The sequence below is a fragment of the Paraburkholderia sp. BR10923 genome (assembly GCF_040948765.1).
GTDB classification, from domain to species: Bacteria; Pseudomonadota; Gammaproteobacteria; order Burkholderiales; family Burkholderiaceae; genus Paraburkholderia; species Paraburkholderia youngii.
In genome coordinates, this window is the sequence record NZ_JBFPKO010000056.1 from 1 (window position 1) to 14712 (window position 14712).

Annotated in this window: 6 protein-coding genes and 5 pseudogenes; 5 read left to right on the forward strand and 6 right to left on the reverse strand. The window is 59.3% G+C overall.

Annotated elements, in window-relative coordinates:
- Positions 1-867: 867 nt before the first annotated feature.
- On the forward strand, positions 868-2148 hold the full coding sequence (locus AB3X94_RS39865) for a hypothetical protein (RefSeq protein ID WP_368594196.1): 1281 nt from the start codon (positions 868-870) through the stop codon (positions 2146-2148).
- Between the two features lie 158 nt (positions 2149-2306).
- Here AB3X94_RS39865 and rpoD read toward each other — a convergent pair whose 3' ends face one another.
- Positions 2307-4301 carry an RNA polymerase sigma factor RpoD gene (rpoD, locus tag AB3X94_RS39870; RefSeq protein ID WP_368594195.1) on the reverse strand — a complete coding sequence of 665 codons (1995 nt, stop codon included), beginning with the start codon at positions 4299-4301 and terminating at the stop codon, positions 2307-2309.
- Positions 4302-4681: 380 nt separating this feature from the next.
- Here rpoD and AB3X94_RS39875 point away from each other — a divergent pair, with 380 nt between their 5' ends.
- Positions 4682-4900 (forward strand): hypothetical protein, encoded by a 219-nt coding sequence (locus AB3X94_RS39875; protein ID WP_176112261.1) that lies wholly within the window; start codon positions 4682-4684, stop codon positions 4898-4900.
- A 344-nt stretch (positions 4901-5244) separates the two neighbouring features.
- On the opposite strand, the gene AB3X94_RS39880 is transcribed toward AB3X94_RS39875, so the two are convergent.
- From AB3X94_RS39880 to AB3X94_RS39890, 3 genes and pseudogenes are all read right to left on the reverse strand, one after another.
- Positions 5245-6339: a porin gene (locus tag AB3X94_RS39880; protein WP_368594194.1), complete on the reverse strand. Its 1095-nt coding sequence runs from the start codon at positions 6337-6339 to the stop codon at positions 5245-5247.
- A 2-nt stretch (positions 6340-6341) separates the two neighbouring features.
- A complete protein-coding gene (locus tag AB3X94_RS39885; RefSeq protein ID WP_368594193.1) occupies positions 6342-6539 on the reverse strand; it encodes a hypothetical protein in 198 nt (65 codons plus the stop codon).
- A gap of 1682 nt (positions 6540-8221) precedes the next feature.
- Positions 8222-8536 (reverse strand): annotated as a pseudogene (locus AB3X94_RS39890) (transposase); the annotation flags it as partial.
- 352 nt (positions 8537-8888) lie between these two features.
- Between AB3X94_RS39890 and AB3X94_RS39895 the strand changes: the two are divergent.
- A complete protein-coding gene (locus AB3X94_RS39895; protein WP_368594191.1) occupies positions 8889-9794 on the forward strand; it encodes a trypsin-like serine protease in 906 nt (301 codons plus the stop codon).
- Positions 9795-10050: 256 nt separating this feature from the next.
- On the opposite strand, the pseudogene AB3X94_RS39900 reads toward AB3X94_RS39895, so the two are convergent.
- A pseudogene (locus AB3X94_RS39900) lies at positions 10051-11323 on the reverse strand (RNA-guided endonuclease InsQ/TnpB family protein).
- A 420-nt stretch (positions 11324-11743) separates the two neighbouring features.
- Positions 11744-12999 (reverse strand): annotated as a pseudogene (locus AB3X94_RS39905) (IS110 family transposase).
- Positions 13000-13222: 223 nt separating this feature from the next.
- On the opposite strand from AB3X94_RS39905, the pseudogene AB3X94_RS39910 reads away from it, so the two are divergent.
- Together AB3X94_RS39910 and AB3X94_RS39915 are read left to right on the forward strand one after the other, a co-directional pair.
- A pseudogene (locus AB3X94_RS39910) lies at positions 13223-14083 on the forward strand (transposase).
- Between the two features lie 127 nt (positions 14084-14210).
- Positions 14211-14498: pseudogene (locus AB3X94_RS39915) on the forward strand (transposase); the annotation flags it as partial.
- Positions 14499-14712 lie beyond the last annotated feature (214 nt).

A 14712-nucleotide genomic window follows, 5' to 3' on the forward strand; every position in this document is an offset into this window, starting at 1 on the left:
CCATCTGAACCTCGTCAGAATTTGCAGGCTATGTGAAGCAATATGCCAGGTCTCTGCAATTCCAACAACACGATTTCTACCCGGAAGCCCAGCTACTCAAGGCTCTACGGATTGTTCAGGACGGACTAAGTAATCTCGCGCTTCCGGGGCGACTGTTGGATCGGGTGTTGGATGGAAACCCCGGAATATTTCCGAAATCCCTGAAAATACCCACCCACCAAGGTTCGAGACCGGAGCCCGTCTTTGCAGCAGCGAAGCCATCGAAACGGGCGACCAGGTGTTCATTCACGCTCGCGTCCATATCGAACCGGCGGCGAGCTTCTTATCGACTACGCTCTATCAGTCGACGAGGCGGCGGCCGACGACACCCAGATGCTGTACGCAATGTCATTGCGGCGCGTCGGGATGCCGTCGAACTATGCTGGGCAGCAATGCTGCGTCGGCATGTCCTGCTGCAACGCAGACAGTCCGATGCGCGAATTCTCCGGCGTCTGATACAGACACAGTGCGCGCCGATATCTGAACATCGCGCCTTGGCGGCATAGATGGGTGCCCGATTGCGATCGTTTTCGCATTGCAGATCGATGGGCGGCCACGGCCAAGGTAGATTCGTTGAACCCACCCATGCTCATCGTTGCGGTCCCGAAGCTCGCTTCCGGCTCGTATACCGTCCCTATATCGGCAGGCTGGCGCATCCGATGCAAACATTGCCTCTCGTCTATAATTCACGAGCCAAAACATCAACGATCGCACGGAGCCACATTTTATGGATCAACCCCGCGGACGATTTGCGGGACCTCGGGACAGCGGACAACGCCAACCTCGCCACGCGAAAAGTCTCCATCCAACCGGCCGGGACAACCATACGTGAAGGCGCCTCCTCGAGACTCCACTCAGACTGCGTCGATCTTCAAAACACGGTCGTTCCAGTTTCTCGTCGATGCGGTGGGTGCAGAGAATATCGCGCTCGGACTCGACTCGAACATGACGCGAGTTGCTGAATTGATGAAGGGTGAAAGATTCACGCCCGAGACCGCTTTTCATATGGAAACCACGCTTGGACTGCCGCATGGTTTCTTTGACCAGCCCCATCCTGCCCTCGCGCCCGAAACCATCGCCCGTCTGAAGTCACCGCTCGACTTTATCAAAACAGACAGCGAGCCCGAGGTTGCGTCTCAAACGCGCATACCGGCTTCCGCCCCGAACGGCGGCCAACAATCCATTCTTGCAGACAACCTGTCCGAGGAAACGAAAATGCCAAAGAAAGCAACGGGCGGGTCGCCGGTGACCGTCAAAAAGAGTCGAGGCCAGTTGACCAGACCGACAGGCGCCCATGCGGCAGGAAAACGTTCATCATCGAAACCCAGAGCCTCTTCTCAAGCGACCCGGCAGCAACCGCTGGCGTTAGACGACAGCGCCACGCTTGAAAACATTCGACGGCAGAACCTCCACGTCCTCACGGGTCGCAACGGCTCCAAGGCGCGCCTTGGTGTCGTCATGTCGATGACTAAGTCCAATACCGTCCATCGGCTATATGGCAAGAAGCGCATGGACGATGCCGAGGCGAACCGTTTCACGGAGCGTCTTGGTTTGCCGACTGGCTGGCTGGACACACCGCGCTCGGAAATGGAAATTCCCGAGTCGGTGTTACGTTTGCTGACCCCTGCTTCGCGTAGTCGGGGATCCGTTGCACAACAGGAGTCGGTCGAGCCTGCGACGAAGAAAGGTGCGCCAGGCAAACCCGCATATCCAAAGGCGCACACGCGGCGCGCGCGGACGGGCGTCCCGGTCGAGCCGGAAAATGTCTCGCCAGCTTCAGCGGACGTCGCAGATGAGAATACGGCAATGGTCGTCGGCCCGCCTGATCATATAAGCAATGCGCATGCCGAGGCCGCCGGTCGCTCTTCTGAAGGAAATGACGGCGAGCTGCCTACAGTCATATCGGCAACCCCTGAGGCACTTGAGCCCGCCGCAATCTCCCAGCAAAACCTCGTCCCACTCCCCGCTTCGGTCACCAGTCTGGAAAATCTCCACGGCATCGCGCCAATCGCGGAAGCATTGATCAAGACGTTGGCAGGAAAGGCGCGCACAGGACGGCTGGACGAATTGGAGGCTCTGGAACTTTTGCAGCAGGCAGTCCTGTTGTGAGTCGGCGCTAGCGGACGATGACACACTGTCCCGCGGAGCCCGACGCGCATCGGGCCCGCCCTGACCCAGAGGTATCGGACCGCAACTATCCGGTCGACAACTGACTGCTCACGCCCCCCTTCGAAACGGCACAAGCCTCCAATACACGCGTCAGCGCCTTAATGGTCGAGAAATGGTCGTAGCTTGGCGGTGCGGTTCGGATGCGTCAGTTTTCGCATCGCCTTGCTTTCGATCTGCCGGATCCGTTCGCGTGTCAAGTCAAACTGTTTGCCCAGTTCCTCAAGCGTACAGTCAAATGCGGTATCGATCCCGAAACGCATCCGCAAGACCTTCGCTTCACGCGGCGACAATGCGTCGAGCGCCGTATTGATCGCGGCGCGCAGATTCGCCTGCACGGCCGCATCGGCGGGCGACGTCGCCGTCGGATCTTCGATCATATCGCCAAGTGTCGCATCAGCATCGTCACCCACTGGCGTCTCAAGCGATAAGGGCTGCCTTCCAATCTTCAACATGGCGCGAACCTTCTCTTCCGGTAATTCCATGCGCTGCGCCAACACCGCAGGATGAGCCTCGCGTCCGGTTTGTTGCAGGATCTCGCGGGAAATCCGGTTCAGCTTGTTGATCGACTCCATCATGTGAACAGGAATCCGGATCGTGCGAGCCTGATCCGCAAGCGAACGCGTGACTGCCTGCCGCACCCACCAGGTCGCATAAGTTGAAAATTTCCAGCCGCGTCGGTATTCGAATTTGTCGACGGCTTTCATCAGGCCGATATTTCCTTCCTGGATGAGATCCAGGAGGTGCATGCCGCGGTTCACATATTTTTTCGCAATGGAGATCACGAGGCGCAGGTTGGCCTCGATCATCTCGCGCTTTGCCTGCCGCATCTTCGACTCCGCCGCCATCATCTGCCGGTTGATCTTCTTCAACTGCTGCAACGGCAGTCCGACCTTCGTTTCGATATCGAGAAGCTTCCGCTGTTCAGCCTGAATCGCCGGCAGACTACGTTCGAGGGCGGCGCCGTACTCGCGCGACGCCGCCGCCGTGCTTTCAGTCCACGCGAGATCAGTTTCGCGTCCCGGAAACGACTTGACGAACTTCTCGCGCGGCATGCCGCATCGGTCAACAGCAATTTGCAGAATATGGCGCTCGACTGCGCGCACCTGTGCGACCTGTTGTTGCACATCGTTACATAGCCGATCGATGGTCCGCGCCGTGAAGCGAATGGGTGCCAACTCGCGCTGGATCGCTTCACGCAGGTCCGCGCCAGCTACCCGCCCCATACCCTGCACAGCATGGGAACCAGAAATCTGCTCGAACAGCTCGCGCACCCGGGCAAAAATAACGAGGCTGTCGCTCGTGAGCTGTTTCAGGCGCGCTTCGTTCGCCCTCGCCGTGTCCCGGTCTTCAATCTCGCTGTGCTCATCGCCGTCGTCGTCGTCATCGTCAGCTGTGGCCTGCTCGGTGTGCGGCGCTTCAGCGAAATCCGTCGACGACTGTTCGACCGATTCGGTTTCCTCATTGATACCGTCAACCAGTTCGTCGATGCGCAGTTCACCGGCTTCAATCTGCTTCGCGCTCAGAAGGATCGCGGAGACGGTAACCGGGCACGCAGCAATCGTCCGGATCATTTCCTGGAGGCCACCTTCGATTCGCTTCGCAATCTCGATCTCACCCGCGCGAGTCAACAATCCGGTCGCGCCCATTTCACGCATATACATGCGGAAGGGATCGGTCGTACGCCCGAATTCCGAATCGACGGTGGAAAGCGCCACTTCCGCCTCCTCGTCGGCCTGGTCATCCAACATGGTTGCCGGCGCCGCATCGTTCATAAGCAGCACCTCCGCTGAAGGCGCCTGTTCGTAGACCGCGACGCCCATGTCATTGAAGGTGCTGACAATGGTTTCAATGGCAGCGGTCTGCGCGAAGTTGTCCGGCAGGTGATCGTTGATTTCGGCATGAGTCAGGTAGCCGCGCTTCTTGCCGAGCTGAATGAGTGCGCGCATCTGACGCTGCTGCTCTTCGTCCGGCGACACTGTATCCACCGGCAGCAGGCCTGCGGTTGCCTTGCTCTTCGATGCGCGCCGGGCCGACGCTTTCGGCGCTGATGCAGCTGTATCTGGACCTGAATTGCACGGATCAACCTTTGCCATACATTCTCCTGAATGGGTTTGCCCGGCGATCGCGAAACCAGCGGTTGCCGGCTGCGGGGCAGGCACGAGATGAAGGATCGCAACGGGCAATGAACACGGCCCGCAGAACCAGCGTGCGATAGGGAAGCGCAAAACGTGGCGCGCGAGGAGGAAAGGCTAGCAATGTAACACCATTTGCTGCACTGCACCAATCCCGCGAATTGTTCGGCTGACACGGACCGCGATCAAATGAGGAGCCGGCGGACCTGCCTGAGGTAGGCGAATGCCGGAAAGCGCGCGATCGAGCACCACGGGCATCTCCCGGTTGCCCCGCGTATGACTTACCCGGCGCTTCGATTATGATATCCATCCGACGATCTTGAGCATCTGCGGAACTGGCGATGAAGCCGATCAAATTGCGAGTATCGCGCGACGAAGCGGGCAACCTGCTGGACGATTTGACTGCATGGGCGAGCACCAGCGGCATTGACCCAGGGCTTTCCACCTTCAGTACGCCCCCTACCTTGTCGAGCACGAATTCGCCCGTTGTCTATCATGTCTATGTGGGCGAGAGCTTTTTCGAGCAGTTCCCGGAGTGGCGCATGTTCATCGAGCAGTAACCGGCCACCCCGGCTATGCAAAACCGGCGACAACGCCCAAAGATTTAGAGACAACTGCGTGTCAGTCGCAATCTTTTCAATTCATTTGACGAGAGCGGCCAGCAAAAGGGGGAACACCGCAGCGGCGTTTGCGCCGCGCTTCGATATCGGCAGCGGCCGGCCGTTCAACACGGAAGTCGATGCCTTGACGGGCGAATTCAGCGCGGCGCGCCGAGTCGTTGACCGCATATGCAGCGTCCGTTCTATCCGGCAAGCGACCGGTTCAGCTCAAAACGAACAACTGGTTGCGGAGTAGCGTCGTGTGCTGCGCGCTTCGCGGCGTCGTAAGCCGACATCATCCAGCCCTAGAAGCGGTGCCGGATGCCCGTGCCAACGAGCAACTGGTTTTGACTGCTTGACGGATCGTTGATGTTGATCACGGCAGGCGCGCCCGATGACGCGTGCTGATAGATCGTCTCCGCGTACACGTCCGTACGCTTCGACAGCTGATAGACGGCCTGCAGCGCGCCCTGGTGCCAATGCGCCGAAGAAGCGTCGGAGAACACGTACATACCCGCTAGCGAGAGGGCGGGCGAAGCTTGCCAGACCGCGCTGATCTCGTAGTTACTGAACCCGATCGACGGCAAAACGCTGCCGCTGTCCGCATCGGCAACGCCTGTGTAGATCGAACGCGACCACGCCCCTGCCAGAGTCACATCGCCGAGCGCATAACTCGCGCCGGCGGCGACCGCATCCTGCTTTTGCACACTGGCGTCGATCACTGCCTGACCGCTGCCGGGCAATGCCGATGGCGAGTAGGCACCGACCTCGTTGAGGCCGCGTCCGTTGTTGTGCATCCATGCGACACCGGCATTGAATGGGCCATTGCCGTAGTTCCCAGCAATGCTGTATGCGCGGTTCTGCGCGAACCGGCCTGCAGTGTTGGAGAATGCATACATGCCGCCGAAGCTGAACCCGTTCAGAGAGGCGCTTGCATATTTGACGGAGTTCGCGGCGAGGTAGGAGTTGTTGGCATTGTCGTTGTCAAACGGATGCGCGAACGCGGTACCGCCGGTTCCCCCTGTCAGCGTGAACGGCGCGAAATAGTCGTGAATCAGGTCGTATTGGTGGCCGAGGGTCAGCGTACCGAGGGTCTCGGATTGAAGTCCCACGTACATCGGACGATCGTTGAATCCTTCGCCCGAGGTCACCGAGTAGCCACGCTCCATGCGAAAAAGTGCTCGGGCTCCGCCGCCCAGATCTTCGGTACCTTGCAAGCCCCAGAAACTGCCATCTATCAATCCCGACGTCGCGCGATATTGCGCATGTCCATCCACGTTGCTGACGTAGGCGAGGCCCGCATCGAGTGCACCGTATAACGTGACGCTTTGGGCTGAGCAGGTAGAACTGAGGGGCGCTAGCAATGCGCCGGCCACCGAGCAGTAGTGAAGTTGGTTCATGATCAAAAAGAAGGGGTATTGGGGCGGAAAATGCCGAACGCACCAATGCGAAGGCACACGGGTGCCACGCGAGATTGCCGGTAAAATGCCGACGGATCGAAGCTAGTCAGATCGGCAGATCGGCAGATCGATTGACGGCGGGATCCGGATGATGTTGCCAGCCGCAAAGGCTGGCGCCAGGAGGTGACTGTGACGTTCATGTGCGGCTCCATGGGGTTTCGCACCCCGGTTTGTCCGATACAGGAACGAAAAGAGATCTGACTCCTGCCACAGGCAGGAGAATGCCAGGACAGACACAGTGGCGCGACCGCGCTGCCCCCCTTTTCGTTCGACGGAAAAATGTAGTTATCATTTGGTCACTAACGGCGATGCACACTGTCGACGGAACAACAGAAGAATCGCGGGATCCCAAGTTTCGTTGATCGTAGGGCCTGCCGCTGGATATGACAATCAGGCACTGACTAGCGAGGATTCCCTGCGCTCCAACGGAACGACCGATGAGCCGCTGTGATGTGCCGCGGCAGCAGTTGAGAACCACTATTCCACTCGAATATCCCTACCTTTGCAACGCAGGCTACTCGATCGGCAGTTGAGGGGTGAGATCGTGTGGAAACTCCCTTTTTCACGGTTAATGCTGGACAGCAACTGGCCGGCTCTTCGTCATTGCCTGCATTCCTCTATGTTGCAAAATGCCATGTCGATATACATCACAAAAACGCGCAGTAAGACATTCAATGCTACGTTTTTCTGCGGAAAGTGACCACTGCTTAGGTGATAACAATGTCCTATTTTTTGAATAGGCTGCATTTTCTGATCCCCAATAAACCGCTGTCGTACGTTATACCTCAATAGCAGGGGCGATATCAAATAAAGACAATTTATGCCCACAGGAAAATCTTTGATGGGAATCTCAAGTCCCCCGACTTCACAAGCGTTATGAATGGTATGCGGGAGCCCTGTAGTAGGGGCCGTGTTCCGCCACCCCGGAAGCATCGCGAAGAGGTGCCTGAGCAATTCAGACAGCCGGATACTGGGAGCGGCAGGAGGCCTAAGCCAGCATTAGTGCAGGCAAAGGAACCTCGAGATCATGAAAAAGGACCGCCAAGACTGCAAAGACGTGGATAGGGGACGTACGGATACCTTTGGTTTTCCTCATGCCTCGAACGACAAGCTCCCGCCGCGATCCCTCAGCACCGACCTCCATGATGAGCAGCATCGGCATCAATATATTTGATACCCATTCCTTCTAGTGATTGCGTAGAGAATTTCGTACGATACGTAACCTGCGGCGGCCAGTGCGGCGAGGGCCAATAAATTACGGTGTATTAACGTGTTCCGATATGGAGTGTCTATGAAAAATATGAAGCGAGTGCTATGTGGTGGCCTGCTGTCCGTCGCTCTAATGGGGGTGGCGGCGCAGGCTACCGAGGTTCCGATCCAAATGTACTCAATTCCAAGTCCTGCGGACCCTTTCGATACTTCTACCTACTACTGCGGGCCCGGCGGGGAAGATGGGCATGGGAGTCACGCGGCGGAGCAAAGCGACTGGTCATTGAGCTTCGCGTAATGCCTACGAGAAACTAGGCAATGACAAAATGAAATCCCACATTCATCAGCGGCGCGAGGTGAAATGTGACATTGGCCGATGTCCGAGGCGAAGGTGCGCTGGCCAAACTGACTCACCAAGTCGATGTTTATCTTAGCGAGATTACTGAGGCTGGAGCAAGCAGTCCTCGGCGGACGTGTTCTGCACGACCCGCGCATCTACGCAGTGCTTCTATCAAGTTGGCTCATAACAATTCGCGGAATGTTGAACATTCAGGCTTCCGGTGGAAATCGGGGTGTAGGAATTGCAGGGACTTACTGGCAAGTTTCTGGTTCCTCGAGGATTACCGGGGAACGCAGCGCGGATTTTGAGGAAGAAATATTTCTCGTCGCGGTACCCGTAAGCGCGACGTTTAATGACCTTGATGGTGTTGTTGATGTCCTCGACGACGCTGGTATTGAACGGACGCCGGCAACGGGCCGCCAAGCCCGGCTAATAGCCTTGCAGACGCTGGGCGAACAATGTCAGAGCGGCAATCCCGCTTTGCCGGGCTTGCTTGAACCACTGCTCGTAGGCCTTTTGTGCCGAGGCGGGTTTGCGGCAGAAGCACAGCCGTTTCAGTTCGTCGCCCAGCGCGTAGACGCATAACAGCGCCGGGCCTCAGGACCTTTGATTTTTTGAATCTTTTCGGACGCAACCGCCATTTTTTGCACCAAAGGTACGTTTCCCCCGAACGGGTGCTGGAGCGCTGTGCCTACCTTCGTCGTCAAGGTAAGCCGCTGCGTGGGGACTAAATGCAACAACGCCGATAAAGGTGGCAAAAAATCCATGCCCCTGAGGAGCGAGACGTGCAGACGAACCTGCTGAACCCAAGCCCGCGAGATGGGCCCGGACGCCGCCCCGGCCGACATGGTGCCGACGAAGGCGAGCCGGAGGCCTGAAATGGGCCTCGCGAACCGCCACTTTCCCCGATCCCGACATCCCTGAGAGGACTCGATCCCTGATGAAAACCCTACCACTGAAAAAGCGTGTGGCACCCCTCGCAATGGCCATCGCCACCAACCTCGCATCCTCGGTCGCCACAGCGCAAACCCCGGACGTCGTGCAGCCTCGCAATCCCGACCGCGCCGTCCTGCCGGTCATCTCTGGCTCGAAGGTCAGCGTTCCCTCTGGATCATGCAGCGTAGGGGCGGTGTTGGTGCCCAAGAGCATCCTCCACAGACTGACGCCTTACCAACGTGCCACACGATGGCTCGTGCTTGCCAAGCACTGCGCGCCGATGTACGCGACCATCCAGGTGGGTACCGTTGCCATCGGCAACGTCGTGTGGCAGTCGGCTGCCTCGGACATCGAGCTTGTGCGGGTATCGCCCAAGCCGAATCCGATGTCCTTGCAATGCGCCTCCTCTCACCACAGCGCAGCCTTCTGCAGTCCGATCCAGACTTATACGCCCCTTGCGAATAACCAGGTCTTCATGCCGCGCGCCGGGCAGGAAGCGCGCCTTGCTGTTACCGGGTGGGCGGACGCGCCGTATGAACAGTTCTGCACAAGCGGTTGGCGCACCGGCGTCCGCTGCGTGTGGCGAGGCATGTCTGTCGAGGCGGGAGTTTATACACCGAATTATGAGCACATCAATGCCGCGCACTCGTCCGAGCTCTTGAGCATTGAAAACGGCGACTCCGGCGGACCGGTCGTCACGTACGAACGGCAACTGATCGGGATCATCTCCTCCGGCGAGCCTGTCGGCCGCTCCATCGTCTACTACACGCCAATGCAACAGGTGCTGTACGAGCTTTACAGCTACAGTCTCGCCCCGGCCGACCTACCCACCGATGTCGGCGAGGACAATCCGCTATCCCGCAACGGTGAAAACGCCGGTTGGGAACTGGCGCCGACCGACGACGAGTGAGGTGCCCCGTCGCGACCCACTGCCGGATGAAGGCGAGCGGGTCGGCGTTCATGACGTCGGACTGTGTCGTCAGCATTCCGTGTGGGTAGTGGAAGTAGCTTTTCAGTCAGCAAAGCGCCGCCTCCGTGCGGCGCTTTGCCATGTGGTTGAGTCGCTCCTGAAAAGCCTGGCAGTCCCTTACAGAACAAGTTGACATCCTCCTCCCCCTCGACCTTCGGTCGCCGCTTTCGCGGGAAGGGGGAGGATTCCTACGGCGCTACGCATGAGAAACTGTATGCATAGTCACTTCGGCGGGTTCCTGCTTCACAGAGCGGCCCGACTGCACCGGCTCTCCACAGGCGATCCGGGCTGTGCATGCGCACCCGGGCGAAGCGTCGCCCGTGTCCTGCCCTTCGTCCCGCAATGCAGCCGATCCGCGGGAAAGAATGTTGATTGCACCGACCACGTCGGCATGATTTTCGTATCCGCACGCGGCGCACAGAAACTTCGCCTGAGACGTGCGGTTCTCAGCCGAGACGTGGCCGCAGCACGGGCAGGTTCTGCTCGTGTTGCGCGGGTGTACCACAACAAAGAATCCGCCGCACCACGCCGTCTTGTACTCCAGTTGCCGACGAAACTCTCCCCAACCCTGATCGAGAATCGCCTTGTTGAGTCCCGACTTTGCACGCACGTTGCGTCCCGGTGCTTCAAGCGTTCCCGATGCGGACTTCGACATGTTGCGCACTTTCAGGTCTTCGACGGCGATCATCGCGTGGTTTTTGCTGATCGTGGCCGAGGCCTTGTGCAGGAAGTCCGAACGGACATTGGCGATACGCGCGTGGATGCGCTGGATACGGGCCTTCGCTTTCTTCCAGTTCGCCGAACCCTTGACCTTGCGCCCCATGCGGCGCTGGTACTTTGCGAGACGCTGTTCGTGCTTTCTGAAACTGTTGAGCGGTGCGATGAACGTGCTGTCGCTCAGCGTGGCGAAGCGCGTGATGCCGACATCAATCCCGACGGCCGGACCGTGAGGCACAGACGCCTCGACTTCACGCGTCGTGAGGATAGAGACGTACCACTTGCCGGCGTGCAGCGACACGGTTGCGCTGCGGACCTCGCCAGGCACCGCACGGCTATTGCGATAGCGCAGCCAGCCGAGTTTCGAGCCTGACGCGGCCGTTCGCACAATCGACCTCGACACGCTGCGGAAACCGGAAGCTATCGCGTTCTCCCTTGCGCCTGAAGCGCGGAAAACTGGCGCGACCATCGAAGAAGTTGGTGTAGGCGCGCTCTAGATCCTTGAGCGCCTGCTGGCCGACTTGCGAATGCAGGTCGGCCAGCCACGGCGTATCTGTGCTGTTGCGCCATTCGGTGAGCTGTTTGCACAGCCCGGCGTATCCGAGCTTCTTCTCGCCGCCTTTGTAGCGCTCAACCTGCAACGCCAGCGCCCTGTTGAAGACGAACCGGCACGCGCCCGCGAACTGGCACATCTTGCGCACCTGTTCACCGGTCGGCATCAGTTCGAATTTGAAGGCTTGAAGTCGTTGCATATGCACAGGATATCAGCATGCTGACGTTGTCAAGGACGCCTGCGGCGTCCGCGCTTTCCATCCCCGCCGTGAACGACGGGGCTTTCCGCGCTTTTGGTAAGCCGCTGCGCGGCGACTGGAACCGTCGGTATGCGAAGGCCAACGCCGCAGGCAAGCCCGCCGTTGGCCGCGAGCGGGGGATGGTTGAGTCATGCCCTGAGAAGGGCTGTCAAGGTTTTTGTTCAATGTCTACACGTCGCTATGACGATCATCCCGCGTCCGCCCGTGGACAACGACGCTGCCCACAGCACGAGGCTGTGGACAGCCGCCTGACGGCGGTTCCCTCGTTGCCCACCGGCTCCCCGCGATCTTCGCCTTCGGCCTGACGCGCCACTGCGCGGCTTGCCCTAATCAGATAGATGAGCAGGCCACGGTCTTAACCTAAGCGTCCAGCTTGCCCAGAAGGCGTGACCCGCGTTTCCTGAGCACGTTGAGGTATATGGTCTCGTGGTACGGCGTGCGCGTCTGCCAGCAGCGATACAGAATGCGGATCCACTTGAATGCGAGGGCCCTCACGGCGATGTGATGCGAGCTGCCCTTCGCGCGCTGCTGCCGGTAGTAGGCGCCGCGCCCAGAATGAGCGCGGGATGGTCTGGGCAGCCCATTCCACGAAGGTCTGGCGCAGGAATTTCGGACACTGCAGGCGCCAGTGGACCCATCTCTGTTTCCCGCTGCTCTCGGTCACTGGGGCAATACCCACATACTTCTCCAGTTCATCAGCACTCCGGATCCGTTCCCGCTGCTCGCCGAAGGCAGCCAGCAGGCGGGGGGGCGAGTGCGCGCCGGCACCCGGCAGGTTCTTGAACAGCATATAGTCCGGCAGCGTTGGCGCTACCGCGGCGATCTCGTGCTCGAACTGCACGATTGCAGCCAGCACCGCGCGTAGCTGTGCAACGAGTGCCAGCACGTGCAGCCGGCACGGACCGATGATCGCCGGATCTTCAGTCAGCGGTGCCGCCTCGCGGATCGATGCGATACGGGCGCTGATCCGCCTCGCACTGCGACAGTGGTGCGCATGGAAGAATGCTTCAAGGGTCGCCGTGCGGGCCTGCCTGACCGAACGCAGCGTCGGCCAACGGCCGAGAAAGTCGCAGAACAGCACCGTGCCACGATCACTGAACCATTCGAGCGCCTGGGGGTAATGCTGCTTGAGCGTGTCGCACAGCCGGTTGGTCAGCCGGGTCTGGTCGCCAACCAGCTGCCGGCGCCGTTCCACCAGGCTCACCAGTGTCCGCATCGCGACGCTCTGCGGCCTCAAGGGGCCGAACCGCTCCGGATGGTGCAGCAGCAGGTCAAGCGCGAGTTCCGCATCTTTCGGATCATTCTTGACGCCACTGGGCTGGAATGCCTCACGATACTTCGCCAGGGTTGCCGGATTGATCGGAAACAGCACGAGGAAATCATACTTCTGCAGCGCAGCGACGATTGGCCCCTTGGCCAGTTCAAGGGCCACTGCAATTGGTCCGCCGAAGCGCCGGTGCAGCGTGTGCCCACTCGTCGATGGCCGCGACCCGGTGCGCAATGCAGCTCGACTCGCGACGAGAATCGCCTGCCGCCTGAACGCAGATATCGTGCTTCGTGTCGGCCCAGTCGATTCCGACATAGGCTGTGAATGGTTGCTCTTGTAGAAGTGACATGTGGACCTCTGCAAGTAGTAGATTACGCAAAGGAACATCCATGCCTGCGTCCGCCGAAGGCGATATAGCGAGCCGATGCAACGGCAAACCCTGAGTATTCGTTTGAACGCAGGCGCACCCGAGGACTCGAAACTGACTCTAGAAACGTCGCGAAACGTTGCGAGATATTATTCGTAGCCCACGGGGTGCGTGTCCCACCTTCGCCGACAGCTACCTGCCAGCTGTGACCAGTATCACGGAACGCAGGACAGGCTACCTATATCGGAGGTGTCGCGCACGGGAGGTACTGATCATCAGATCCGTCAGTCCGATCAAACAGCTGCTGCAGACCGGCGAGGCTTGGTGGCGGTATTTCAAAAAGCATGAGCATGAGATCCGCTCGCCGGTGGTGGACAACGTGGTGCGCCTGCTGGCTTGCGGACTGAAAGTAATGGGCTACTCGAGCCACTGCTGCTCGAACGGAGCCTGCCCGCATCGCAAGAAGGTGTGCTTCAGCTGCAAGAGCCGGTTCTGCCCCACGTGCGGCAAAAAGGCGACGGACCAATGGACCGCCACGCAATCGGCGAGGCTACCACAAACGCGCTGGCAGCACATCACCCTGACGATGCCCTCGGCGCTGTGGGAGGTATTCAGGCTGAACCGCACGCTGTTGAAGGCGCCCAGCCAGCTGGCTGCGGGCATCATCAAAAAAACGGCGGCCCGCAAAGGCATCCTGCCGGGCATCTTCACGACGCAGCACACGTTCGGGCGCGACCTGCAATGGAACGTGCATGTCCATCTGAGCGTGACCTGCGGGGGCTTAACGCCCGACGGCGAGCAGTGGAAGTCGATGTATTTTGTGAAGGCACGGGTCATGCCGATGTGGCGCTACGCAATCGTCGATCTGTTGCGGCAGTCGTACGGTGCGCTGGTTCTGCCGCAGGAACTGAAAACGTAGTGCCCGACAAAAGTGGCGTGGAGCCGCTGGCTGGATAGTCACTACGGCAAGCCATGGATCGTCCATTTTGCGCCATCGTCGGACAGCCATATCCGCAACGTGAACTACCTTGGCCGGTATATCAAACGCCCGCCGCTGTCGCAGTAGAGGCTGAAGCATTACGACGGCTTTCCACCGTGGGAGTTGGTCAATCGTAAGCGGTCCATCTTTAGCGTCTGGCAGTGATCGCCAGGAGCGAGGAGCATAGGCGTCCACCAATTCGAGGTGGACACCCATGGCTGACAAAGACTCAGAGTTAAGAGTAGTACGACAGAGCCGTGATGGCCGGCGTCGCTACGACGAGCAAGGTAAGCGCACGTTGGTCGAGGCCGCGCTGCAACCCGGCGTTTCCGTCGCGCGCATGGCTCAGGAACACGGGATCAATGCCAATCTGCTACGTAAATGGATCACAAAATACCTGCTGGAGCGGGAGAAAGGCATCTCGCCTGCACCACAGGAGCCTTTTGCTGAACATCACGAGACGGCGCCTGCGGCAGAAGTGATCGATGGCGTGGCCATCGACCTTCTGGTTCCGCGCAAGGCCGCATCACCCACGAGAACGTCATCTGCATTGTAAGCACCCGGCGAAGTCATCTTGATCGGCAAGTCGTGCCGCCCGACGATCATGTCCATTCAAATTTTAAATGGACAGGTGTACATGACGGACGAAGTCGAGGTTGTCCAGGATGTGGTGCAGCCGACACGGCGCCGGCGGCATAGCAAGGAATTCAAGGAGA